17 protein-coding genes are annotated in these 24961 nt (G+C 62.9%); 9 read left to right on the forward strand and 8 right to left on the reverse strand.

The window, feature by feature from the left end; genetic code table 11:
• Window positions 1–10 precede the first annotated feature (10 nt).
• Complete coding sequence (locus tag NCS67_RS29725; protein WP_175982478.1) at window positions 11–1564, reverse strand: methyl-accepting chemotaxis protein; 1554 nt, start codon at window positions 1562–1564, stop codon at window positions 11–13.
• 1000 nt (window positions 1565–2564) lie between these two features.
• Between NCS67_RS29725 and NCS67_RS29730 the strand changes: the two genes are divergently transcribed.
• The 3 genes from NCS67_RS29730 (at window position 2565) to NCS67_RS29740 (ending at window position 6980) form a co-directional block, all read left to right on the forward strand.
• A complete protein-coding gene (locus NCS67_RS29730) occupies window positions 2565–3743 on the forward strand; it encodes a porin (RefSeq protein WP_250437710.1) in 1179 nt (392 codons plus the stop codon).
• A gap of 1110 nt (window positions 3744–4853) precedes the next feature.
• Window positions 4854–5921 carry a hypothetical protein gene (locus NCS67_RS29735; protein WP_008345468.1) on the forward strand — a complete coding sequence of 356 codons (1068 nt, stop codon included), beginning with the start codon at window positions 4854–4856 and terminating at the stop codon, window positions 5919–5921.
• An 804-nt stretch (window positions 5922–6725) separates the two neighbouring features.
• Entirely contained in the window at window positions 6726–6980 is a 255-nt protein-coding gene (locus NCS67_RS29740) for a hypothetical protein (RefSeq protein ID WP_081851829.1), read from the forward strand.
• Between the two features lie 72 nt (window positions 6981–7052).
• On the opposite strand, the gene NCS67_RS29745 is transcribed toward NCS67_RS29740, so the two are convergent.
• From NCS67_RS29745 to NCS67_RS29755, 3 genes are read right to left on the reverse strand one after another with little or no spacing between them, the layout of a single operon-like run.
• Window positions 7053–8987, reverse strand: a complete 1935-nt coding sequence (locus tag NCS67_RS29745) for a putative bifunctional diguanylate cyclase/phosphodiesterase (protein WP_250437711.1) — start codon at window positions 8985–8987, stop codon at window positions 7053–7055.
• A complete protein-coding gene (locus NCS67_RS29750; protein WP_250437712.1) occupies window positions 8984–9505 on the reverse strand; it encodes a YfiR family protein in 522 nt (173 codons plus the stop codon). The genes NCS67_RS29745 and NCS67_RS29750 overlap by 4 nt, the downstream gene beginning before the upstream one ends.
• A 2-nt stretch (window positions 9506–9507) precedes the next feature.
• The gene (locus tag NCS67_RS29755) at window positions 9508–11649 is read right to left on the reverse strand and encodes a TonB-dependent receptor plug domain-containing protein (protein ID WP_250437790.1); all 2142 of its coding nucleotides are present in this window, start codon (window positions 11647–11649) and stop codon (window positions 9508–9510) included.
• A 192-nt stretch (window positions 11650–11841) separates the two neighbouring features.
• Here NCS67_RS29755 and NCS67_RS29760 point away from each other — a divergent pair, with 192 nt between their 5' ends.
• Window positions 11842–14241: a hybrid sensor histidine kinase/response regulator gene (locus tag NCS67_RS29760; protein WP_250437713.1), complete on the forward strand. Its 2400-nt coding sequence runs from the start codon at window positions 11842–11844 to the stop codon at window positions 14239–14241.
• 176 nt (window positions 14242–14417) lie between these two features.
• On the opposite strand, the gene NCS67_RS29765 is transcribed toward NCS67_RS29760, so the two are convergent.
• On the reverse strand, window positions 14418–15785 hold the full coding sequence (locus tag NCS67_RS29765) for an LLM class flavin-dependent oxidoreductase (RefSeq protein ID WP_250437714.1): 1368 nt from the start codon (window positions 15783–15785) through the stop codon (window positions 14418–14420).
• 211 nt (window positions 15786–15996) lie between these two features.
• Here NCS67_RS29765 and NCS67_RS29770 point away from each other — a divergent pair, with 211 nt between their 5' ends.
• From NCS67_RS29770 to NCS67_RS29790, 5 genes are read left to right on the forward strand one after another with little or no spacing between them, the layout of a single operon-like run.
• Window positions 15997–16431 carry an SDR family NAD(P)-dependent oxidoreductase gene (locus NCS67_RS29770; RefSeq protein WP_250437715.1) on the forward strand — a complete coding sequence of 145 codons (435 nt, stop codon included), beginning with the start codon at window positions 15997–15999 and terminating at the stop codon, window positions 16429–16431.
• A gap of 40 nt (window positions 16432–16471) precedes the next feature.
• Window positions 16472–18136: a rhodanese-like domain-containing protein gene (locus NCS67_RS29775; protein ID WP_250437716.1), complete on the forward strand. Its 1665-nt coding sequence runs from the start codon at window positions 16472–16474 to the stop codon at window positions 18134–18136.
• Window positions 18133–19326 carry an LLM class flavin-dependent oxidoreductase gene (locus tag NCS67_RS29780; protein ID WP_250437717.1) on the forward strand — a complete coding sequence of 398 codons (1194 nt, stop codon included), beginning with the start codon at window positions 18133–18135 and terminating at the stop codon, window positions 19324–19326. The genes NCS67_RS29775 and NCS67_RS29780 overlap by 4 nt, the downstream gene beginning before the upstream one ends.
• Window positions 19323–20660: an LLM class flavin-dependent oxidoreductase gene (locus NCS67_RS29785; protein WP_250437718.1), complete on the forward strand. Its 1338-nt coding sequence runs from the start codon at window positions 19323–19325 to the stop codon at window positions 20658–20660. Before NCS67_RS29780 ends, NCS67_RS29785 begins: the two co-directional genes overlap by 4 nt.
• Window positions 20661–20682: 22 nt before the next feature.
• Window positions 20683–21915 (forward strand): SfnB family sulfur acquisition oxidoreductase, encoded by a 1233-nt coding sequence (locus NCS67_RS29790; protein WP_250437719.1) that lies wholly within the window; start codon window positions 20683–20685, stop codon window positions 21913–21915.
• A 49-nt stretch (window positions 21916–21964) separates the two neighbouring features.
• On the opposite strand, the gene NCS67_RS29795 is transcribed toward NCS67_RS29790, so the two are convergent.
• The 3 genes from NCS67_RS29795 to NCS67_RS29805 form a co-directional block, all read right to left on the reverse strand.
• A complete protein-coding gene (locus tag NCS67_RS29795; protein WP_235366136.1) occupies window positions 21965–22933 on the reverse strand; it encodes an ABC transporter substrate-binding protein in 969 nt (322 codons plus the stop codon).
• Between the two features lie 61 nt (window positions 22934–22994).
• Complete coding sequence (locus NCS67_RS29800; RefSeq protein WP_250437720.1) at window positions 22995–23768, reverse strand: ABC transporter ATP-binding protein; 774 nt, start codon at window positions 23766–23768, stop codon at window positions 22995–22997.
• Complete coding sequence (locus NCS67_RS29805) at window positions 23755–24663, reverse strand: ABC transporter permease (RefSeq protein ID WP_008345455.1); 909 nt, start codon at window positions 24661–24663, stop codon at window positions 23755–23757. Before NCS67_RS29805 ends, NCS67_RS29800 begins: the two co-directional genes overlap by 14 nt.
• Between the last annotated feature and the right edge of the window lie 298 nt (window positions 24664–24961).

The raw sequence follows: 24961 nt of genomic DNA on the forward strand, positions 1-24961 counted from the left end.
ACCGCGCGGCTCACTCCACTTGAAACACCGCGACCGCCCGACGCAACGCTTCGGCCTGCTCGGCGAGCGATTGAGCGGCGGCGGACGCCTCTTCGACGAGTGCCGCGTTCTGCTGCGTGACCTCGTCCATCTGCGCGACGGCCACATTCACCTGATCGATGCCCATGCGCTGCTCGCCAGATGCCGCCGCCACTTCGCTCATGATGGCCGTCACGCGATTCACTGACGCGACCAGGCCTTCGATCGTGCCGCCGGCATGCTCGACGAGCGCCGAGCCGTTCGACACGCGCGCGTTCGAAGCATCGATGAGCGTCTTGATCTCCTTGGCGGCCACGGCGCTGCGTTGCGCCAGTGCGCGCACTTCGCCGGCGACGACCGCGAACCCGCGGCCCTGATCGCCTGCCCGCGCGGCCTCGACGGCCGCATTGAGCGCGAGGATGTTGGTCTGAAACGCGATGCCTTCGATCACGCCGATGATGTCGGCCATCTGCGACGAAGCCTGCGCGATGCTGCGCATGGTCGCGACCACGTCGTTGACCGTGTCGCCGCCCTGAGTCGCGTCGCCGCATGCTTTCGTCGCGGCGTGCGTGCCCTCGGCGGCGTTGTCGGCATTCTTCGCGACCGTGCTCGCGAGTTCTTCCATGCTCGCCGCCGTTTCTTCGAGCGATGCCGCCTGAGACTCCGTGCGTTTCGACAGATCGACAGTGCCCTGCGCGATTTCGCTGGCCGCTTCGGCAATCGCCATGCTCGATGATTGAATGCCAACCACGATCGTGTTCAGACGCGCGCGCATCGTCTCGAGCGAGACCATCAGGCTGTCGGGGCTGCGGCCTTCGAGCGGGATCGCATCGCGTAGATTGCCTTGAGCGATGCGTGCCGCAAGCGCCATCGCTTCGCCCGGTTCGCCGCCGAGCGCGCGTGTAAGACCGCGCGTGATGACAAGCGCGGCTACGATGCCGGCAAGCAAGGCTGCTACGCCGAGCGCGAGCATGATCGCTTTGGCGCGGGCGTAGGCGGCGTCGGCGTCGCGGTTGGCGATATCGTTCTGTTCATCCTGCAGCGCGATCATGTCCTTCGTGGTACTCATCCAGTCCCGTTGCACAGGCCGCAACTCGTCGATCAGCACGCGAATTGCCGCCTGTTGCTCGCGCGCTTCGGCAAGCGAGATCGCCTTTTCGATGATCGGCGCGGCGGCGGCTTCGTTCGCGCGAAGCTTCTCGAATACCGCGCGTTCGCTTGCGGAGGTCTGATCGCTTTCCTTGAAGCGCGTGCCGAGTGCGTCGTAAGCCTGCGCGTAGCCTTGCGCCTGCGTACGGATGCGCGCTTTCTCCGTCTCGACCGCGGCCGCATCGGTCAGAAGCGCGATGTTGCGCAGTGCAATCATCCGGTCGCTCACCGACAGGCTCAGCACGTGCGCGAGCTTCGCCTCCGCATTGTTGACTTCGACCACTTCATCGAAGCGCGCCTGGATTTGCGACATGCTCACGAGACCGAAGACGAGCACGGCGAACAACGTTGACAGCACGATGCCGAAGCCCAGACCCAGTTTGGTGACGACCTTCATGGTTGTGATTCTCCGTAGACAGATGCGAGCGGGTTTCCCGGGATGAGAAATCCACTGCTTTCATACTGTTTACGGATAGCATTCGGTTTACTTAACGGTGCTTTCGGCGTCTTTTGACGAGTGTGCCGCGCAAAGCAACGGGCTAGCGCATCGCCTTGGTTTTGCCGTCGCTTGTACTTCCTCATTCGGGCAAATCACACCCTCAGGCATCGGGCGTCTCAAGTCTTGCGCTTCCACTGCCGATATGGCGAGATCGCTTTCGCCTCTTTAGCTCCGGACGCCACCGCTGCGCGCGAAGTAGAAACTCGAGAAGATAACTGAATGCGCTACAAAATATGCGATACATGCGGCGCCGAAGTAAGCGCTATGGCCTCTCTATGCAAACGCTGCCAGACACATTTGCCGCCGAATCCGCCTCCGGATGAAGCGACAGGAGAATCTCTGACGTCCTCGTCACAAAGCGTCAGCCGGCAGATGTTGCTCGCGTCGAGCATCGCCATCATCGGCGCGATCGCTGTTGGAGGGGTTCTCGCAACCGCTCCACGCGACGAGAGTCGAACGCAGCACAGAGCCGACGCGACCTCGGTAAGCGGTCGTGTGATTCCGGCTGAGCAGGCCGAACACCCGTCTTCGGAAAGTACATCGAAGTGAAGTCGGACCACGACGACGCAGGCCGACGCCCACCATGTCGTGACGTTACGGAATGACGGTCCCGATCGTACGAAGCTGGTCGGATTGCCCATTTGCGCAGTGGTCAGTCCGTTGGTCGCGGGCGTTAGTTAGCTGCGTGCCTGTTGTTCCAGCACGGATGTCCCGACATCTGTGTCTGCGTAGCTTTTGAGTTGGCAGATCTGACCGCGATCGCATAAAGTCAGGTAGAGCACATCGCGCCTTTTCGTATCGATGACTCGCAAGGCTGCGCGCCCGTGAGACATCTAGCTCCGTATAGAAAGCGTTCCCAGAGAATGTATCTCCCGGCCTTGGCTGCTGGAGCAGGCACATGAAAAAGATGCTTAAGATAGGTGCGACGACGATCCTCACACTCGGCGGGGCAGCGCATGCGCAAGGCAGCGTCACGCTCTACGGGCTAATCGATGCGGGTTTGACCTATACGAACAGCCAGATCAGCGGGACGGGCGGCGGGCACAGCAACTGGGAAATGACGAGCGGCGCAGTCCAGTACAGCCGCTGGGGTTTGCGCGGGGCCGAGGACCTCGGCGGGGGCGTGAAGGCAATCTTCACACTGGAAAGCGGCTTCAATTTGAATACCGGGCAGTACTCGGCAAACATGCGCCTCTTCAATCGCCTGGCGTATGTCGGCTTGTCGAGCCGCGAATACGGCGCGCTCACGCTGGGCCGTCAGACCGACAGCATGGTCGATTTCGTCGCGCCGCTTTCATTGACGGGTACGGAGTTCGGGGGCACGCACTTTGCGCATCCGCTAGACAACGACAATCTGAACGACTCGTTTCAGATCAACAACGCGGTCAAGTACCTGAGCCCGAACATCGCAGGCTTTCGGTTCGGTGGGCTGTACGGCTTCTCCAATCAGGCGGGCGGATTCGCGAACAATCGTGCGTATAGCTTCGGCATCTCATACGTCGCGGGCGCGTGGAACTTCGGTGCGGGTTATCTCGCGCTCAGCAGTTCTGCGCGCACGCCGGCACAGTTGAATACGAACGGCGCAGTCACCGATACAACCGGCGCGTCCCTGCAAGGCGCGCTGACGCCGACGGGTGTGCCTTTGGGCGTGCTGGCCAGCAGTCAGAAGACCTTTGGCGCCGGTGTGAACTACACCTTCGGTCCGGGTGTGGCCGGCTTCGTGTACTCGCACACCAAGCTCTCGCAATTCTTTCAGACTGGGCTGAGCGGAACTTTCCAGAACTTCGAAGGAAACATTCGGTATGCGCTGACGCCGGCGGTCGAACTTTCGGGCGCGTACACCTATTCGCGCGCAGGCGGAAACGGCGGCGGCGGCATTCCACATTGGAATCAGGTAAGCGCGATGGCCGATTACCGCTTCTCTCGGCGCACCGATGTCTACATTCAGGGCGCGTGGCAACGGTCGAGCCCGAGCGGCACTTCGCCCTTGGGCGTGGCATGGATTAACGGCGTGACCGCCCCGGCTTCCACGACGAATCAGCTCGAAGCGGCCGTCGGCTTGAAGCATCGCTTCTGACGCCCTCGAAACAGCCTTAAGCGTCAAACCGGACGAAGGACACTATCCAACGACGAATCTATCGATGACGGATGACCGCGCAAAGCGGTCCTCCCGGTCGTGTGCGGCCACCGATCGCCAAGAACGGTGGAACAACGGCGCACTGTGCGCTAATTGCATCCTCGCGCGCGGAGCCACTAACACATTGCGAGGCCGCATCGTAGCGATCGGAACGGATGAAGAACAGCCGCGCGCCTTTAGGCCCCATCCTTGTCGCCACCGGCACCTGAATAAAGCGCCGTGACGCTCAAAAGAAGAGAGACCACAATGTCGAGCAAGCGACGCATGCGTATCTCCTTCGAATGACAGCGCCGCGTATGGCGCGCGGCTCACCTTCAGTTAAGGAGAGCAGATTCGCAATGCGTCCGATTCAAGAAGCATCGGTCGACGTCAAGAATACAGCGGCGAAAGCTCTATCGCGCCGGACCCAGGAAGCCACGAAGGCCGGCGCCACTTTATTTATTAGGATCGCTTACTTGATACTCGACGGTGGCGCCGCTTTATTTGCAGGCCGGCCGACTAGTCACATTCAGATCTGACGTGTAGTGCACCACTTCCCGCGCTGCTTCCGCGACCGTCGGCTGAGTCATTGCCGGGCTGGCGTCGATCCGCGGAATGTGCAAAAGATTCCCGGCGCATCCGCAATTATTACCTATTACCCAGATTCAAAGCGACTGCGCTTCGGTATCCCGTTCCGAATAACCTAAAGAACGCACAAAGCTTGCCGTAAAACTGTTTATAAGGCTCATCCATTCGGTAATTTTGGCTAGTCCTTATGCGTCCTCAAAGGTCGACGGGGTAGCAACATCGCGGAGCGACATTGCGGCCGATTTGCGAACCCGGGTCCCTTGCCGTGCAAGTCGTCCTCATTAATCCCCTAACGCTCCGGTCCATACAGCGTACCGACCGAACTGCAGCAACCGGGCGTTTCAGTCAGAAACCTGCATTCCATCGCGGTCTGACTACCGACTTAGAGAAATAGGCGTCATCAGTCCGCACGCCCACGGCTTCGGAACACATCAATTCGTATTGCTAACTACCATGACAAACCACAGAAAACCTGGCCATTGCTTGCGTGACCGTTTCCGCCTCGTCAATATCTCGGCGGCCGTCGTTGCCGTCGCCACCAGTCTGATGCTCGCGGCATGCGGCGGCGGCGGCGAAGGCGCCGTCGAGGCCGCCACGGCGAAAGCCACCGATATGCCGGAGGCGACCGCAAAGGCGGCCACCACGGCTTCAATCTTTTACGGCATGAACGGTCACATTACCAACGGCGGCGCCTATGACAACACGCCCTACGCGACACAGCTCTCGCAGCTCCAAGACCTTGGCGTGAAGATTTTCCGCAACGACGTGTACAACTTGGCATCCGCCAAAGTGCTCGCTACCGTTGCCAAACAGTTTGCGGCAGGAGGGGTTCAGGTGTATCCGGTGATGCTGCTCGGGCTGGGTTTTGACAGCGAGGAAGCGGCTTACAATGCGGGCTTCGTAATGGGTCAGCAAACGGCACAGACCTATAAGTACACTTACTACGAAGTCGCCAACGAATTGGATTCTGCCGCGCTGGCCGGAAACTACGACGGCAACATCTGGTGGCAATACAGCAACCGGCCGTTCACGATCGCGCGCGGCGTGATCCGCGGCATGATCGCGGGTGTGAAGTCGGTCGACAGTTCCGCGAAGATTATCGTCGATGGCACATGGAAGCACATTGCGTTTTTTCAGATGCTTCTCGACGGCTCACAGCCCGACGGAACACACGGTCACCCGACCGTCAGCTGGGACATCACCGCATGGCACTGGTACTCCGACCAGGGCGACATGACGAATGCGTGCGGGGGCACGGGGTGTCACGACATTCTCGGTATCATCAGTTCCTTTGGCAGGCCCGTCTGGATCAACGAGTTCGGCGTGCGTCCGGAATATGGCGCGAATGACACTATCGCTTCTTACCTGACCGGTAACCTGATGATGCAGCAGTACTACACCCAGGCGTCGAAGTACAACATCCAGTCGATTCAAGGTTTCGAGTTGTACGACTCCCAGGAAGGCAACTACGGCATGCTGCAAAGCGATGGCAAGACGAAGAAGGCCTCGTACATGGCAGTCAAGAATTTCATTGCGAGCCACCCGAAGTAATAAGCGGCAGGGCGGTCGCCAGCTGAAATTCGCCGCGTCGGGGCTTTCGATGACGCGGTCATCGAAAAACCCGGCGAACAAGGGAATCGCTCACTTCGAAAGATATTCGATTCCCTCGGATCCTCCACCGACTATTAACGGCTCGAGTTGGCCGGCTAAGACCGTCTAGCACAACCTCTCGATCTTTCGCCAAGGCAACCATCGGTCCAGCGCTTACGAACCGGCGACAACAACCTCGGCGACATCCCACTGTCGAGGCGTCTGCGGTCTCAACAACATTCTCCGAGTGGGCAAGGACGTCTGGCGCACAAGTGCCCCTCAGCCCCCTTTGCGGTATCACCGATTCCACTCAAGAACTGCCGATGCGATCGGAAGAATTTCGCAGACTCGTGCAAGCGCGCTCACCACGGGCTTAGCGCCGCAGCGGTCCACGCGCCGTTTCCATCACTTCCCGACCGTCGGGCCTCGGCGCGGCGAGCAGGAATCGCCTATGCCGCGAAATACTGGTTTTCCCGTATTAACTCGTCTCGTCAAATTGCCGTTATCCGCTGCAAGCAACAGGCCATAACGCCACGCAAGAGCGCCAACGTTTGCGTGACCAGGCGTTTCGAGCAGCCGTACATGGCGCTTTGATGCGTCGCATAGCCCGAATTGGGATTGCAGAAGCCGGTCCGAATCGATGCGCCGGACTTGGCAAAAAGATGACTGATTCGATGAGAAAAGTACCGCTTTCCGATGCAAACGCTACCTCGGTAGTACGTTCGGGGACGCGGTTTGAGTTCATGCACATGGCAGGAGGCTGGGGTGATCCTCGAAAATGAAATTCGGCAACTTGAACGGTCCGTCAACACCCTGATATGCCGACCCACATTGATCCGCCGTGAATACTGGGCTGCTCAGACGGAAAAGCTTCTGGTGTTTCCGGGACTGTCCGCCCGCGATCGCCGTCGCTTGATCGCGTTACTGGATCTTCTTGGAATTTCAACCCGCGAAGAAGTCGCTCCGTTAGGCCCGCCGTCGATGGTCTTCAGTATGTCCGGAGAGCCGACTGCGACGTGATTGATCCGCTTGCACCCTCTTCCGGTCTCTCAACGAAACGACAAGACGGACAATTCTCCTGAGCTGCCCGTGTTATGCCGATTGCGGGTGTTCATCATTGGCGATGATCCCGGACGTACCTGTCTGTTGCGCCAATGCATGCTCTCGTAGAAGGGCACGAAATCTGTCGATCGACATGGGCGTGCCGGTGAAATAACCTTGGACGACGTCGCATCCCGCTTCCATCAGCCACGCGAGCTGTTTCGCGTCTTCCACCCCCTCGGCAACCGCGTCAAGCCCGAAGCTATGAGCCATCGACAGGATCGCCGTCACGATGGGCTGTCCATGTTCTGGAAGCCTTTCGATGAATGAACGGTCGATCTTGATCGTATTGACAGGGAAGGCATGCAGATACGAGAGCGACGAATACCCTGTGCCGAAGTCATCGATGGATAACAGCACACCCGCAGTGCGCAGACGATTCATCACGTCGAGCGCCGTCTCGCGGTTGGCAATGAGGTGGCTCTCGGTAAGCTCGAGCTCGAGCAGCCCGGGTGCGAGGCCGCTCGCCGCGAGCGCCGCGAGGACGTCGTCGACAAAGGCCGGATGCCGCAACTGCCGCGCCGACACGTTCACCGCAACGCGAACGCTCACGTTCTGATGGTCGGCGCTCCACGTCGCCGCTGCGACGCACGCGCGCTGCAGCACCGAACGCCCGAGCCGCACGATCAGATCGCTGTTCTCTGCGATCGGAATGAACTCTGCCGGCGATACGACGCCTTCGTCCCTATGCGTCCACCGCGTCAGCGCTTCTGCACCGACGAGCGAACCGTTGCGGCAGTCGAACTGCGGTTGATAGACGAGATCGAGCGCACCGCCGTCGACGGCCTTGCGCAATTCCGCTTCGAGATACGCACGGCGATGCGCTGCATTCATCAGTTCACGAGAGAATCCCACGACCATGTTCTTGCCGCGCGTTTTCGCTTCGTATAACGCGATGTCCGCGCTGGCGACAAGGCTTCCGCTGTCGTGCCCGGCCTCCGGAAAGCTCGCATAGCCGATGCTCGCCGTCACGCTGATCTCGTCGCCGTCGATTATCGCGGGCTGGCAGAGTGCGTGTCCGACTTCATTCGCGACTTCCTCAACCGCGCTCCGTTTCCAGGAGCACTCTACCGTTACGGCGAATTCGTCGCCGCCCATCCGGCTCACGATCCCACGACCGCGCACGGCACTCGTCAGCACGCGCGCCACATGCTGCAGCAGTTCGTCGCCGGCCCCGTGACCGAGCGTGTCGTTCACCGTCTTGAAGTCATCGAGATCGATCAGCACGAGACCAAGATGGCGATGCGGGTCCTTTGCCGCCCCGAGCCGCGCCTCCAGCGTTTCATAGAACGTACGCCGGTTCGACAGGCTCGTGAGCGGGTCCGTGCGCGCCAGGTGCTCCAACTCGCGTTCCGCTTCCGTCACTCGTCGCCGCATCCGGCGCATGACGAGTGTCGAAACCCAGAGCGCACCCAGACACGCGACGCCGAGAAAGCACGCATATTGCAGGAGTTGTCGACGCACCAGGTCGCTCGTTGCTACGAGCACCACATGTCCCAGCTTGTGGCCTTTATGCTCGATCGTCGCGCGCACGTAGACGTCACCGAGCGAGAGTGTCGTGCGATGCTCCGTCGACGCGAGCGTACCCTCGTCGATGTGCTCCGCGCTAATTCCTGCGCGCGCGTAGCGAGTGAAGATCCGGTTGTCGTCGCGATATACGCTGACACTCTCGACGTAGGGAACCCGGCGCAGCGATCGCAAGACGTCTGTCATCGACGCTTCGTCATCGAACATCAACGATGCGCTGACGTTCTCTGCGATGACGGACGCTTGCAGCGACGCATCGTCATAGAGAGCGCTGCGGAATGCCACCGCCTGGTACACGAGAAGCACGATGCTCGCGACCACCAGCGCAATGCCGACGCTCACGAGATTCGCGTGCACCGTCAGACGCTCGGCGCTCCGACTGCTGCTCCGCATGGTCATTTGAGTCTCCTTGCAAGCCGCAGCAGTTTCGAGCTAAGAACCAGCTTTCGGCGTAAGGCCTCGGTGTTGCTGATGTCGAAGCGCAAATGTTCGTCCTCCGCGATCAGCTTGATGACCGCCTCACCGGGTGCGGTCGCGCCGGCGCCCGCGATGACGAGCACTGCATCGTCCGACCGCAATGCCTCGCGCATCTCCGCGCTCGTGCTGTCGCCGTCGTCCAGGGCAAGCACGTCGCATTCGCCGGCCCCCTTGCTGCCCACGGTCATAAAACGCCACACGCGCGCACCCACCAGCCGCCCATTGAGTCCAGCCAGCGCGTCGCGCAGCGAACTGCGCTCGCTCGCACAGACGCGCAATTCGACACCGCGAGCGCGCTCAGCGGGCCATTGCGTGAATTGCGTGAAGTTGAAGATGTAGGCGCTCTCGAGCTTTGGCAGATCTACCTGCGCGTGCGCACACCATGCCGCGAGCGAACCGGCCGTGCACAAACAGAGCGCTATGCCTCGACGGATCCACATCTTCAGAACCCGTAGACCATTTTCGCCAGCAGCGTGCGGCTCTGCTGCACGATGACGTTCTGAGCGAAGCCGGGGCCGGCCGGATCCGCATATCGGCGGTCGAAGACGTTATAAACCGACAGCGACACATCTGCCGGCGCGATAAGTTTCCGGCTGTGGAGCGACACGTTGACGACGCAGTAGCCCCCCGCCGAACCCGCTTGTGCGAGCCGGGACGACAGACACTGCGCTTCGGAACCTGCGCGCGCCGACATGGCAAACAGCGGGACGCTCACGTTGACCTTGGCCATGTGGCGCGGCGAGTTTTGAAGCGCGCCGCCCGACACGGAATCGCGCGAGAACTGATAGGCGTAACTGGCCCGCGCGCGCACGCCCGAGGCAAACTGCTGCTGCCATGAGAGTTCCGCGCCGCGTGCCTGCGCGCGATCGACGTTGCGAAACACATAGAGACCCGAATCCGGGTCGATGGACTCGGTGATGAGGTCCCGAAGCGAGTAACGGAACAACGAGAGGGTCACGCGTCCCGTGCCGCCCAATGCACGCTCGTAGACGAACTCCTGCGTGCCGATACGTTCCGACTTCAACCAGGGGTTCGCAAGCTGCCCGCCTTCGCCGGGAATTGCGTAATACATCTCGTAGGCATTCGGCGCGCGATATGCGGTGCCGTAGACGAGCTTGAACGTATCGCTTGCGGTCGGCCGCCAGATCAACGCGATACGGGGACTGAAATTGCCGCCGATGCGCGTCTCGCTATCGAAGCGGCCGCCGATGTCGAGCGTCAGCGGCTCGGCGAGTTTGATTTCGTCATCGACATACACGCCGACGCGCTGACTGACGCGATGGTCGTCGAGCAGGCGCTCATACGGCCCAACGTTGTAGTTCCACTGGTCGCGTGCCGTGTTTATCGTGTAATCGACGCCGGCCACGATGCGATTGCGCGGCACCGTGCGCACGGTCGCATGCACATCGCCGCCGTACCACACGGCATGATCGCCATCGACGTTGCTGATGCCCGGCGCGGGCGAGACGAGCTGACGGCTCGTGTAGTCGTAACGCCCCGAATAAAGCTCATAGTCGATCGCAATGTCGTTGCGCAAATGATGCGTGTACGTGGCATCCACGAAGGAATGCGTGTCCGTTACGCTGAAGGGTGCGTTGAAGACAGCGTCGTAAGGCGCGCCCGGAACGTCCTTCGTGCGGTTGCCGTAGCCCGCGCTGATGCGCAAGCCGCCGATGCCGAACTTCGCGAACAACTTCTGGTTGCGCTCGCCATCGAGTCCGTTTGCTACGCCGTTGTTGTTGTCCGGCGTATCGAACTCGGGAAAAAAGAGGTCTTGGCCGTGGCGCTCGTAAGCCGTCGCGGACAGCACGAGGTCCGCGCCGTGCGCGCCATGCCAACCATACGTCGCTCGAGCTTGTTTCTCACCGAAGCTGCCGACAGCGCCGGCGAGTTGAACGCCACCGATCTCGCTGCCCTTCTTTGTGATTACGTTGATGGTGCCAAGCAACGCATTGGAACCATACACGGCCGAGCCGGGGCCGGGTATGTATTCGATACGCTCGACGAGATCCATGTCGATCGGAAAGTCGGAGCCGACGGGCGCCTGATCATAGACTCCGTCGTTCAAACGCATTCCGTCGACGAGCAGCAGGAAGCGGCTGTTGTAATCACCCGGGCGCTGGAAACCGCGTGCGCCGAGATACGAGTACATGCGATCGGAGGTGATATACAGTCCGGGCAGCGTTGCAAGCGCATCGGCCAGCGTGCGCCAGCCGTAGTCGCGTATGTCACGGGCGGTCAGTACGATGACGGCGGCAGGCGCGCTCGCCGCGGACTGTGCGACCCGCGTCGCACCACTCACGGTCATGCTCATCAGCGACTCGAGCGGCATCGAAGCCAGGTCTTCGTTCTCCGGTTGGAGCGATGCGCGCGCGAGCGACGGAGCGGTAGCCGCACACGCGGGCGTCACGCACGCGCCGACGAACGCGGCCATGAACAGTCCGGCGACAAAGTGCAGCGGTGCATCAGCGGAACAAAGACTTGGCGGCTGGGTGAAGATCGACATCTGTACGGCATGTTCTAATGAATTCGAGGGTTCTTTTCTTATCGGCATCCGCACCCGGCCGCTTGAGTCGGACTCCATGCGTCGGCGCGCTTCAGCGGCCGCGTGTCGGTAATATTTTCGCGGCACCCCGCACCGCGCTGTGTGCCGGCGTGAGCGCACGCCAGCGCCGTCGTCTGATCGCTTACCCTGAAGCGGCGGCACGGATGTTGCGCAACTGCCTTCTCCATCCTCCGGAGAATTCAAGGCGTCTCCTGCCGCGCCTCCGTCCCCATGGCCTCCCCTGAGATCTTCGCAGAAATTTTCAACACGGCGCCCGTCGGGAGCTACTTGCTCTCCCCCACACGGGACGCAATCATCCTTGCGGTCAACGATGCGTTCCTCAAGGCCTCGACGCTTCGCAGAGAAGAGATGGTCGGACGGAGCCTTTTCGATGTGTTCCCCCACAATGAAGCTGATCCGGAAGACACAGGGGTCGAAGCGCTGCGCCAATCGATTGCTCGTGCAATCGAGACGGGTGAACCTCAGACATTGCCGCTACAGCGATTCCCGCTCTGGGTGACCACCGACGACGGGAAGACACGTTACGAAGAACGCTTTTGGAGTGCTGTCAACACGCCGATTTTCAATTCAGAGGGCACGCTGCTCTGCGTCTCCCATACCACGACCGATGTCACGAATGCGCATTTGACCCGGCAAGCGCTCGCCGCAAGCGAACAGAGATTCCGAAGCCTCTTTGATGCGATCAACCAGGCGTTCTGCGTCATCGAGCTATCGTTCGATGAGGGCGCGGAGCCAATGGACTACAAGTTCGTCATGGTGAATCCCGCATTCCAGGCGCACACGGGCTTGGTGGACGTCGTGGGAAAGAACGTTTCCAAAGTGATTCCCGGCCACGACCGCCACTTCTTCGATATCTATGGCGCGGTCGCCAGGAATGGCCTCCCGATTCACGCACAGAGGGAGGCGTCGCAGCTAGGACGCTGGTTCGACATCTATGCATTCCGCCCTGACGCTGCAACGCCTCATCAGGTGGGAGTCCTCTTTTCTGACATTACCGAGCAGCGAGAAGATGAGCAACGTCTGGTCGCCAGCGAGCGGAACGCAAGAAGCGCCGCGCGCGAAGCACTGGACGCTACCCGCCGCCTGGACGCAGTATTGGAAGCCGCGCCGATCGGCATTGTCGTCAGCGACAGAGGCGGTGCGATCGAACGAGTGAATCGATCGTTTGCTCAGTTTTGGGGCGAGAATCATCCGCGCCCACAAAACATCGAAGACTTCGAGATGTGGAAAGGACGCTGGGCCGATCATTCAGACAGACACGGTCATCCACTCACCGCCCATGAGTGGACTACGGCGCGCGTTTTAAACGGTGAAGCCGCCGCCAGGGATATCGTCTCCATCGAAAGCTTCGATGACCCGCCCAATCGACGGACATTACTGAGCACGGGGGCCCCCATCAGGGACGATCATGGCGCCATCGTCGGCGCCGTTGTCGCACAGTTGGACATCACCGATCGCGTCAACGCCGAAGAGGGGTTGCGTCTCGCCGATAGACGGAAGGACGAATTCCTCGCCATGTTGTCACATGAACTCCGCAATCCGCTCTCGCCTATCGCAAGCGCGGCAGAACTGATGAGGGTCGCACCTAACGATGCGCGACGGGTCAGCAAGTCGTGCGAAATCATCTCGCGACAAGTAAAACACATGACGGGACTCATCGATGACCTTCTCGATGTGTCACGGGTAACGCAGGGACTGATCAACCTCAACGTCGAGGTGCTCGACGCAAATCGGGTTGCGGCTGACGCAATCGAGCAGGTCAGACCGATCATCGAGAGGAAAAGGCATCGTCTTTCGCTGCGTACGTCCTCGACGGCGGCGCTGGTACGGGCAGACGAGAAGCGGCTGACCCAAGTCTTCGTCAATCTGCTCAATAATGCAGCCAAGTACACGCCGGAAGCAGGCGTTATCGACTTCACCGTGAGCTTGAACGACGACTGTGTCAAAGCCGTCGTAGCTGACAACGGCATCGGGATGACGCCGGAAATTGCCGCGCGCGCCTTCGACTTGTTCGCGCAAGGCGAACGCAGTTCCGATCGCTCTCAAGGTGGACTGGGGATAGGACTCGCACTCGTCAAGAGTCTGGTCCAACTCCATGGAGGTACCGTCACCGCGTACAGCGCAGGTCCCGGCGAAGGCAGCACGTTTGTTGTATGCCTGAAGCAGGCTGAAACCTCGAATGTCCAACGAAATGACAAGACGGACAATTCTCTTGAGCTGCCTGTGTTATCCCAATTGCGGGTGTTGATCGTTGACGATAACCCGGACGCGTCGGAGACGCTTGCCATGCTGATGCAAACCTTGGGAAATGAAGTACGTGTCGCGGCAAACGGCAATGGAGCCCTGAAGGAAGTCGAACAGTGGAATCCCGACGTATGCCTTCTCGACATCGGCTTGCCCGACATGGACGGATATCAGTTGGCGTCCAAACTCAGGTGCCGCCCGGAGACCGCGCGCAAAGTTCTCATCGCAGTAACTGGATACGGCTTGCAACAGGACAAAGAGAAGGCGATCGCCGCCGGGTTCGATCATCACTTTGTCAAGCCCTTGGACGTGCGGAGACTTTTTTCCCTGCTTGGCGATGTCGCTTCGCGCGCGGATCGCGAATAGAACACCATCGCCCGACAGGCGAATTGCGTTGACAGGCAGGCGTCTGCCGACCCGTAATGGCGGATCTGGCGAAGTTGGTAGATCAAGTCCTGCGCTCCTCCCGATAACGCAGTGCGGAGTTCGGTACTCGGCCCATGCTGTCTATGAAATCGGCACCGCATCGCGGGCGGCGCTTCTCAGCCCGCGCGATAACGCGCGCCGGGATGCGTGTCACGCAGATGCGGCCCGCGTCCCGCGAACAGCTTCTCGCGCAGGGTGCCGTCCGCATACGCCGTGCGGTATCGGCCACGGTTCTGCAACTCCGGCACGACCAGATCGACGAACGCATGCAGGCTCTCCGGCATGACCGTGCGACGCAGATTGAAGCCATCGACGCCGGTTTCATCGGCCCACGCGACGAGTTGATCCGCCACTTCTCCGGGCTCGCCGACAATGAACGGCCCGCGCCCGCCGATCTGATCGAAGCGCGTCATGTCGCGCGGCGTGATCGGCCGCCCGGCGCGCTTCGTCAGGTTTTCGACGGTCGATTGCAGCGCATTGCTTTTGACATAGCGGATCGGTTCGTCGAGATCCATCGCCGCGAAGTCGATGCCGGTCCATCCCGACACGAGCACGAGCTGGCCGAGCGTGTCGACATATTCCGCGTATTCGGCGTGGAGTGCCCGAGCTTCCCTGGACGTGCGCGCCACCACGACGGTCGCGCCGAGATAAAGCAGCACGTCGTCAGGCGCGCGGCCGGCATCGACCGCATGCTTGCGGATGTCACGCGCCGCCGCCGCGACGATGGCAGGCGTCTGGCCTTCGAGGAACACGCATTCGGCATGCTTGCCGGCGAACGCCTTGCCGCGTCCCGATGCGCCGGCTTGATACAACACCGGCGTGCGTTGCGGCGACGGCTCCACGAGATTGAAGCCATCGACGCGAAAGTACGGCCCTTCGTGCAACACGCGGCGGATCTTCGACGGGTCCGTGTAAGGCTTGCCCGCGCGCCTGTCATGCACGACCGCGCCCTCCGTCCAGCTTCCTTCCCATAACTTGTAGACGGCTTCGAGGAAATCCTCCCCCGCCGCGTAGCGCTCGTCGTGCTCGCGCGCCTTCTCCAGTCCCATGCCCCGCGCCGCGCTCTCCAGATATCCGGTGACGACGTTCCAGCCAGCGCGCCCGCCCGTCAGATGATCCAGCGTCGAGAAACGCCGCGCGAACTGATACGGATGCTCGTACGTCAAATTGGCGGTCACGCCGAAGCCCAGGTGCTTCGTCGCATGCGCCATCGCGGGCACCGTCAGCAGCGGATCGTGCGAAGGCGATTGCGCGGCGGAGAACAGCGTCGCGTCGACGCCGCCGCCGTAGACGTCGTAGATGCCGAAGACATCGGCCAAAAAAACGCCGTCGAACAGGCCGCGTTCGGCAGTCTGCGCAAGTTCGATCCAGTAGCCGAGCGTGTTGTGTTCGAGAGAACGGTCGCGCGGATGCCGCCAGAATCCGGCCCACGAATGCGCGGGCGCGTTCATGTGGAACGCGTTGAAATGCAGATGTCTGTTCATGGTGCGCGCGCTTTCTCGCGGCCGGCATTTCGGAGCGATACACACTAGGAGAGAGGCCGCGTCGCGCCAACCAAGTTAATCAGCTAAGCAAATTGACCGGTCGCTGGCAAGCCCATTACGCCCATCGTGCAGAGCTTTCGCGAAATGATCCGTTCGTCCTGACGACACGAGGAATCAACATGGAGAGCTTCCATCCCATGTGCATCCGTCCATGTCCAGTCACGATCAGTTCAATGACCGGGTTTTCTGGGTCACAGGCGCATTCGGCGCGCTCGGCGCGGCCGTCGTGCGAAGACTCGCTTGCGCAGGCGCGCATGTGGTCGCGTCCTCGCGCAACATCGATACGCATTTCCCCGGTTCGAGCGTCAACGCCGCGCTGGACCTGCTCGTGCAAGGTCTCGGACGCAAGTACGGGCCGCATGGCGTGCGCGTCAACGCGGTCGCGCCCGGTCCGATCGAATCGCCGCGCTTCGCGTCGATGACGACCGGCCAGGTCGATGCCGAACCCACGCGTCTCACCGCGCTCGACGGCCCCGGCACGCCCGACGACGTCGCGGCGGCGGTCACGTATCTGCTCTCCGACGATGCCCGCTTCGTCACCGGGACGCGTCTCTATGTGGATGGCGGCGGCCCGCCGTACGCCTGATTTCTCGATTCCGCTTCCTACTTTCAAGGACTTCTCTCTCATGTCCCGTTCCGTATCCGCCTCGCAGTTGCGCACGCTCATCGCCCAACGCTCGGAACTCGCCGTGCTCGACGTGCGCGAGGAAGGCGTCTCCGCGCGAAAGCGTCTGTTCTATTCGTCGGTTGCGCCGGTGGGCCGGCTCGGACTGCTGATCGATCGCCTCGTGCCGCGCCGCGGCACACCCATCGTTCTCGTCGATACCCACGGCGAGTACACGCCGCGCGCAGCCGCCTCGCTCGAACGCTGGGGTTATACCGACGTCGCGATCCTCGAAGGCGGCGTCGAAGGCTGGGCGCAGGCGGGCTTCGAAGTTTTTTCGGGCACCAATGTGCCGGGCAAGGCATTCGGCGAAGTCATCGAGCACAAGCTGCATACGCCCAACATCGACGCCTCGACGTTGAAGGCCCGCCAGGATGCCGGCGACGATCTCGTCGTGCTCGACTCGCGTCCGTTCGGCGAATTCAACACGATGAGCATTCCCGGCGGCATCGATTGCGCGGGCGCGGAACTCGTCTATCGCGCGCTCGCTGCCGTGCCGTCGCCGGATACGCTGATCGTCGTGAACTGCGCGGGCCGCACGCGCAGCATCCTCGGCGCGCAGTCGCTCATCAACGCGGGCGTGCCGAACCCGGTCGCCGCGCTCACGGGCGGCTCCATGTCGTGGCTGCTCGAAGGCTTCGAACTCGAACACGGCAAGATCCGCACCGCGCCGCGCCCCGAAGGCGAGGCGCTCGCGACAGCGCGCGAGCTCGCCGCCGCCGCCGCGCGCCGCGCCCGTGTGCCGGTCATCGACCGCGACACGCTCGCCGCGCTCGAACGCGAAAGCGGGGAACGCACGCTGTATCGCTTCGACGTGCGCGATCCGCTCGAATACGAAGCGGGTCATCCGGCAGGCTGGCAAAACGCGCCCGGCGGACAGCTCGTGCAGGCAACCGACGAATACGTCGGCACGCTGCATGCGCGCGTCGTGCTGCGCGACGACGACGGGGTGCGCGCGCGCATGACGGCGTCGTGGCTCAAGCAACTCGGCTATCTCGATGTCCGCGTGCTCGACGATGCGGGGAGCGCATCGCTCGTCGCCGAGCACCTCGAAGCTGGTGCGCAGGCCGTGCGCGTGCGTCCGCACGGCGCGCGCACGCGCTGGATAGAAGCCGATGCGTTGTTGCGCGAGATCGAAGCGGGCGCCGTGCAGACCATCGATATCGACAGCAGCCTCGCGTTCCGCCGTGCCCATGTGAAGGGAGCGCGCTTCGTCGCGGCGAGCGCCGTTCTCGCGCATCTGAACGACTTGCCGCGCGACACGCCGATCGTGCTCACGTCCGAAGACGGCGTGCTCGCGGGACTTGTCGCGGCGGAAATCGCGCAGACGCGCGGCGGCGTATCCGCGCTCATCGGCGGCACGCGCCGCTGGCTCGCGCTCGGACTGCCCCAGGACGCCGGCGACGCGGGCAACCTGACCGGCGACGACGACGCGTGGTACAGCCCGTATCACGCAAAGGCGGATCAGGTCGCCGCGCAGATGAACGCGTATCTCGCCTGGGAGTTGCAACTCGTCGAACAGGTGGACCGCGATGCGATCGCGTCCATCGACGTGCTCGACTTCGAAACGCCCACCGCGCGCCGCAGCCGCGAACGGCTCGCCGACATCGCGGGGCGCGCGGAATGAGCCCCACGTTCGACGGCGCATCGAGCCCGGCGGACATCGAAGGCAGTCCGCTGCACGCGGCGTTCCAGCAACCGCTGATCCTCGGCCTCTTCCTGCCGATCCAGAACGGCGGCTGGTCCATTTCGACGCTGCCGCGCGGCACCGACTGGCGCTTCGACTACAACGCGCGTCTGACGAAGCAGGCGGAAGCGCTCGGCTTCGATCTCGTCTTCGGGCTCGCGCAATGGCTCGGCAAGAACGGTCACGGCGGCGAGATGAAGTATCGCGAGCAGTCGCTCGATGCATTCATCGCGACGAGCGCGCTCGCCGCGATCACCGAGCGCATCCTGCTGATCTCGACGGTTCATGCGCTCTACGGGCCGTGGCATCCGCTGCATCTCGCGAAGTTCGGCGCGACGCTCGATCACATTTCGAACGGGCGCTGGGGCATCAATCTCGTGACCGGTCACGTCTCCACCGAATGGGCGATGTTCGGCCAGCCGATGATCGAGCACGACGAGCGCTATGCGCGCGCGGCGGAATTCGTCGGCGTGCTCGACACGCTCTGGCGCAGCGACGCGAACCTGACGATCCGCACGCCGCGCTGGCAGCTCGACGATGCCTTCGTGAGCCCGCGCCCGCGCTATCGCCGTCCGGTGCTCGTCAACGCGACCGGCTCCGATGCCGGCATCGACTATGCGGTGCGCCATTCGGACCTCGTCTTCATCACGAGTCCGGCGGGCGCGGATTTCGACGACGCCATCGGCGCCTTGCCCACGCATACCGCAAAAATTCGCGAAGGCGCGGCGCGCGTCGAACGGCGCGTACGCACGCTCATTAACCCGACGATCGTATGCCGTCCGACAGAGCGCGAGGCGTATGCGTATCGCGACGCCATCGTCGCGCACGCCGATGAAGGGGCGCTCGACGGCTTCGTCGCGCAAGGCAGCCGCAGCGACGCGAAAGCGTGGTCGAAGCACAAGCGCGAGCAGCGCATCCTCGGCGGCAATCTGCATCTGATCGGTTCGCCCGAGCAGATCGTCGACAAGCTGCTCGCGCTGAAACGCGCCGGATGCGACGGCGTGCAACTGACCTTTTTCGACTTCGAACCCGATCTCGCCTATTTCGGTGAAGCGGTGCTGCCTTTGCTCGTCGAAGCGGGCCTGCGTCGCGACTTCGCCGGATCCAACTCTCCGCACACGACGACATGACCACCACGCGGCCACGGCAACTCCATCTGAACACGAACGTGACCGGCACCGGGCGGCATCCGGCGGGCTGGCGCACGCTCGACAATCCACGTTCGATCATCGATCTGAGCTTCTTCAAGGCGATCGCGGCGACGGCCGAGCGCGGCAAGCTCGATGCGGTGTTTCTCTCCGATACCCTGTCGCTGCGCAATCACGCCGAAGGCCCGTCGCAGGCGCTGGAACCGACCGTGCTGCTGACCGCGCTCGCGGGCGCGACGCAACATGTCGGCCTGATCGCGACGGCATCGACCACGTTCAACGATCCGTTCAATCTCGCGCGCCGCTTTGCATCGGTCGATCATCTGAGCGGCGGACGCATCGCGTTCAATGCGGTGACGACTTACGACACGCACGCCGCCGCGAACTTCAGCCACGAGATTCCGCTCTCGACCGAAGAGCGGTATGCGCGCGCACAGGAGTTCGTCGAGGTCGTGACGAAGCTCTGGGACAGCTGGGAAGACGATGCCTTCGTCGCCGACCGCCCGTCGGGCCGCTATACCGATCCCGCGCGCGTGCATACGATCGAGCATCGCGGCAAGTACTTCTCCGTGCGCGGGCCGCTGTCCGTGCCGCGCAGCCCGCAAGGGCGGCCCGTGCTCGTGCAGGCCGGCTCCTCGGAAGGCGGACGCGCGCTTGCCGCACGCTTCGCCGACGCCGTCTTTACCGCGCAGACGACGCTGCCGACGGCGCAGGCTTTCTACGCGGAGATGAAAGACCGCGTGCGCGCGCATGGCCGCAATCCCGATCATTTCCTGCTGCTGCCGGGGCTGTATCCGGTCGTCGGCGGAACCGAGCGCGAGGCGCGCGAACGCAAGGCCGAACTCGACGCGCTGCTCGATACCGATCGCGAAATCGCGCGGCTTGCGGGCGCACTCGGCCTCGCGCCCGACGATCTGTCGATCGATGCGCCCTTGCCCTACGAGCTCATCGGCAAGGTCGCGCGTTCGGACCTGCCGCGCGGTTTCATCGACTCGACGGTCGCGCTCGCGAAGAGCGGGAACCTCACGGTGCGCGATCTGCTCGACCGCAACCCCGGCGCCCACCGGATGATCGTCGGCACGCCCGAGCAGATCGCCGACGATATCGAGCAATGGTTCCAGGCACGCGGCGCGGACGGCTTCAATCTCAACGCCGACGTGTTTCCTTCGGGCCTCGCGGCCTTCGTCGATCACGTCGTGCCGATCCTGCAGCGCAAAGGCATTTTTCGCCGCGACTACGAAGGCACGACGCTGCGCGATCATCTCGGCCTGCCGCGACCGGCCAGCCAGTATGCATCGTCGGCGCGTGCCGCATGAACATCGAGAGGACAGGAACCGCATGACACAGGACAAGCAACTCACGCGCGCGGCGCTCATCCGCTCGGACGACGAAGCCCTCGACACCGCGCGGCGTCTCGCCGCCGAATTCGCCGTCGACGCCGCCGCGCGCGATCGCGATCGCCGGCTGCCGCTCGACGAGATCGAAGTGTTCAGCGCGAGCGGCTTATGGGGCATCGGCGTGCCGCGCGCATTCGGCGGCATCGATGTCTCCGTGTGCACCATCGCGCAGGTGTTCGATACGATCTCGGCGGCGGATTCGTCGCTCGGGCAAATTCCGCAGAATCACTTCGCGACGCTCGAACGTCTGCGACACGACGGCACGCCGAGTCAGCAGGACTTCTTCTTTTCACGCGCGCTCGCCGGAGAACGCTTTGGCAATGCGACCGCCGAACCGGGCGACCGTCTGCCCTCGGAGCACGAGACGCGCGTGCGCCGCCGCGCGAAGGGCAACGGCTTCGTGCTGACGGGCCGCAAGGTGTATTCGACGGGCGCGCTTTTCGCCCACTGGATTCCTGTCGCCGCGCGCGATGACGACGGTCTTCCCGTGACCGCTTTCGTCGCACGGCATGCGCGCGGCGTCGAAGTCATCGACGACTGGTCGGGATTCGGTCAGCGCACGACGGCGAGCGGTCAGGTGCGGCTCGACGAGGTCGAACTCGATGCGCTGCAGATCGTCGCGCGCGGGCGCCGTCCGTATATCGATGCGGCCAATGCCGTGTCGCAGGTGCTCCATGCGGCGATCGATCTCGGTATCGGCCGGGCCGCGCTCGATGAGACGAAGCGCTTCCTGCACGCGTTCGCGCATCCCGCGCGCGGCAGCGGCGCATCGCATGCGACGGACGACCCGTACACGCTGCGCGACATCGGCGCACTGACGGTCGATTTGCATGCGGCCGAGGCGCTGACCGCACGCGCCGCCGAGTCGATCGACCGGGCGCGCGACCCAAACGCGCCGCGCGAGGCCGTCGCCGCTGCCATCGTCGCGACGGCGGAAGCGAAGATCGTCACGACGCGATTCGCGCTCGATGCATCGAACAAGCTGTTCGAACTCGCGGGGACGCAATCGACGCGCTCCGAACACAATCTCGACCGGCATTGGCGCAATGCGCGCACGCACACGCTGCACGACAGCGTGCGGTGGAAATATCACGCGGTCGGGCAGTATGCGTTGAACGATCTACTCTGCGATCCGTTCACTTACGCGAATCCTTATACGAAGCTCGACGTGTAAGTCAAACGGCGTGCCTTCAGCACGAAAGGCACGCCGTTTCCGCGAAGCTTCAGTGCGATGCGACGGCCTGCCTGTCGAACACCGGGTTGAACTCTACGTCCACCTTGATCTGATTCTTGATGTCGCCGGATTTATAGAGCGTGTCCGCGATCTTCTGCTCGCGCGCCACCAGTTCCTTGTCGAGCGGATAGAACCGGGAACGTCCGTTTTCGGCGGAGAATTTCGCGCGCGCCGGGCTTTGCTTCATCTTCTCGAGATAGATCTTCTCGACAGCCGGCACGTTCTGCGCCCACCACGTCCACGAGTTCTTCAGGCGGCCGAGGAAGTCGCCGAGCGCCTCGCTCTTCTTCGGATCGCGCAGCACGTCGGTGCGGGCGGTGAACACGGACAACGCCGGTATGTCGAGTTCGTCGCTCCTGATGATGACGCGCGCATCGCCCTTGTCCACCGTTTCCTTGACCGGGCCGTAGCCGCCCGAATAGACCGCGACCTGCCCCGCATTGAACGCGGACGCGGACACGTTGCCGTCGCCGAACTTGACGGCTTCGAAGTCCTTCGGCTTGAGTCCGGCCTTCACATACGAGAGCACGTATTGCAGATAGTTGAAGCCGCCGAAGTTATAGCCCCACGTTTTGCCCTTGAGATCGGCGAGGTCCTTGACGTCGGCGCTCTTGCGCACGACCGTGACGATAGGCGGATAGCTGCTATCCGGATTGCGCCAGCCCGCGATGATCTGCAAGGGCGCGGTGTCCGCGGTCCACGGCGTGCGTGCGTTGCCCTGTTCGATGATGAGCGACGTATCGCCCATCAGCCCGACATCGAGCACCTTCGAATACAGCGCGGACAGTTGCGCCGCCGGACCGGTCAGCACGGCCCATTTGACTTTGTACGGCGCGCCGTCGAGCACGTGCGACGCTTCGACGATCAATGGCCATGCGGCGTCCTGCGTGCCGATCGTGAGCGTCAGCGGTTCGCCTTGCGCGAACGATGCCGACGACCCCGCGACGAAACTCGTCACGAAAAAAGCGATGAAGCGTTTCCTGATGCGCATGAACGTGTGGTCTGAGTGAATGAAGTCTTCATGCCGCGTTTCGGGACGCGGCTTGCAATGCAGCGTCGTCGACGCCGAGTTCCGCGAGCAGCCGCGCGCGCAACGCGATGGCGTGCTCGTCGCCGCGCGAACGCGGACGCGGAGAATCGACCGTCACATCCGCGCTGATCTCGCCTTGCGATAGCACGACGATGCGATCGGACAGCAGAATCGCTTCGTCGATGTCGTGCGTCACGAGCACGACCGCAGGCGTATGCGCGCGCCACAGACGCGCGACGAGTTCGTACATGCGGATGCGCGTCAACGCATCGAGCGCGGCGAAGGGTTCGTCGAGCAACAAGAGCTTCGGCTCGCGCACGAGCGCACGCGCGAGCGCGACGCGTTGCGCCTCGCCGCCGGAAAGCGTCTTCGGCCAGCCTTGCGCGTGGCGCGACAAGCCGACTTCGTCGAGCGCGGCGAGCGCGGACTGCTTCGCCGCGCCCAGGCGGTCGTGGCCGATGACGACGTTTTCCCATACGCGCTTGGCGGGCACGAGACGCGGCTCCTGAAACACGACGGAACGCGCGCCCGCGACGCGCACGCGACCGCTGTCGGCGCGATCGAGCCCGGCGAGGATGCGCAACAGCGTCGTCTTGCCCGCGCCCGATGCGCCGAGCATCGACACGAACTGGCCGCGCCTGATGGTGAGCGAGACGTCCTTCAGCACCGCGCGCCCGGCGAACACTCGGCTCACGCGGTCGAGTTCGAGCGCGGCTTCGCGCTGTTGCAACGCGTCGAAGCGTTCGATGTCAGGCGAGTTCAAAACGCGGCCTCCACGGCAGGGCGAGATGTTCGAGCGCGCGCATCACGAGATCGGTGACGATACCGAGCGCCGCATACACCAGAATGCCCGCGATGATGATGTCCGCGCGCTGATTCTGGTTCGCGTTCACGAGGATGTAGCCGATGCCGTTCTGCGCGTTGATCTGCTCCGCGACGACGAGCGCGAGCAAGGCGACGGCGCTCGAATAGCGCACGCCGACGAGGATCGATGGCAGCGCCGTCGGCAGAATGATGCGCAGCGCCATCTGCCGGCTCGACAGCCCGAAAACGCGCGCCGCTTCGAGCAGCTTCGGATCGACGCCGCGCACGCCGGCATACGTGTTGAGATACATCGGAAAGATGGTGGCCGCGAGGATCACGGCGACCTTCGCGCCTTCACCGATGCCGAACCAGGTGATGAAGAGCGGAATCAGGGCAATGAACGGAATGGTGCGCAGCATCTGCAGTGGCGCATCGACGATCTCTTCGCCGACGCGCCACAGGCCCGCAAACAGGCCCGCCAAAAGACCGATGCCGCCGCCGATGGCCAAGCCCGTCGCCGCGCGCACGAGCGACACGCCGATCGCGCTTTGCAGTTCGCCGTCCGCGATCAGTTCCTTCAGTGCCGCGACGATGACGGTCGGCGGCGGCAAGGTTTCGGGCGCGACGAGTTGCAGCGAGGATGCGAGCTGCCACAACACGATCAACGCGAGCGGAACGCCGATGCGCAAACCCCGCGAGCGCAGCGCGCTCAACGTGCGCGCGCGTGCCTGCGCCGCTTCGCGTGTGGGCAGGTCGACTAGCGCGCGCGTATCGTTTGTGCGCTTGTCGTCCCGTTCGGGGGGCGCGCCGGCATCGAGCCGTAGCGCGGCGGAAGGATAGCGGGGAACGTTCATGGGCAGGCGGGCGGGAATGACCGGGAGCGGGTTGAACGACTGATGGTACGTTCGCCCCCATTGCGAGCAAACGAAGCGTTTGCCGGATGCTATGCGCGCTTTCCCGAATAACTATTGCAGTCGAGGGACTATCCGGATCCGGCGAGCCGCGCTGTTCCACCTCTTCATCTGTCAGGCCGATGCGGATCGGTCCGCCGACCAGCGCGAGCGTCGCATTTCACGCAGCCGCGTGTCCCGAGCTGAAGATCCGCGATGCGCTTCCGAAGCACGGAGCACGAGCCCGCCGCGGGGCTGCCAT

The organism is Caballeronia sp. ATUFL_F2_KS9A (assembly GCF_023630765.1).
GTDB lineage: Bacteria > Pseudomonadota > Gammaproteobacteria > Burkholderiales > Burkholderiaceae > Caballeronia > Caballeronia zhejiangensis.

Excerpts from the sequence above, each read along its gene's own strand:
- NCS67_RS29725 (WP_175982478.1), bottom strand. The coding sequence starts at position 1,564 with ATGAAGGTCGTCACCAAACTGGGTCTGGGCTTCGGCATCGTGCTGTCA.
- NCS67_RS29730 (WP_250437710.1), top strand. The coding sequence starts at position 2,565 with ATGAAAAAGATGCTTAAGATAGGTGCGACGACGATCCTCACACTCGGC.
- NCS67_RS29745 (WP_250437711.1), bottom strand. The coding sequence starts at position 8,987 with ATGACCATGCGGAGCAGCAGTCGGAGCGCCGAGCGTCTGACGGTGCAC.
- NCS67_RS29750 (WP_250437712.1), bottom strand. The coding sequence starts at position 9,505 with ATGTGGATCCGTCGAGGCATAGCGCTCTGTTTGTGCACGGCCGGTTCG.
- NCS67_RS29755 (WP_250437790.1), bottom strand. The coding sequence starts at position 11,649 with ATGGAGTCCGACTCAAGCGGCCGGGTGCGGATGCCGATAAGAAAAGAA.
- NCS67_RS29760 (WP_250437713.1), top strand. The coding sequence starts at position 11,842 with ATGGCCTCCCCTGAGATCTTCGCAGAAATTTTCAACACGGCGCCCGTC.
- NCS67_RS29765 (WP_250437714.1), bottom strand. The coding sequence starts at position 15,785 with ATGAACAGACATCTGCATTTCAACGCGTTCCACATGAACGCGCCCGCG.
- NCS67_RS29770 (WP_250437715.1), top strand. The coding sequence starts at position 15,997 with ATGTCCAGTCACGATCAGTTCAATGACCGGGTTTTCTGGGTCACAGGC.
- NCS67_RS29775 (WP_250437716.1), top strand. The coding sequence starts at position 16,472 with ATGTCCCGTTCCGTATCCGCCTCGCAGTTGCGCACGCTCATCGCCCAA.
- NCS67_RS29780 (WP_250437717.1), top strand. The coding sequence starts at position 18,133 with ATGAGCCCCACGTTCGACGGCGCATCGAGCCCGGCGGACATCGAAGGC.
- NCS67_RS29785 (WP_250437718.1), top strand. The coding sequence starts at position 19,323 with ATGACCACCACGCGGCCACGGCAACTCCATCTGAACACGAACGTGACC.
- NCS67_RS29790 (WP_250437719.1), top strand. The coding sequence starts at position 20,683 with ATGACACAGGACAAGCAACTCACGCGCGCGGCGCTCATCCGCTCGGAC.
- NCS67_RS29805 (WP_008345455.1), bottom strand. The coding sequence starts at position 24,663 with ATGAACGTTCCCCGCTATCCTTCCGCCGCGCTACGGCTCGATGCCGGC.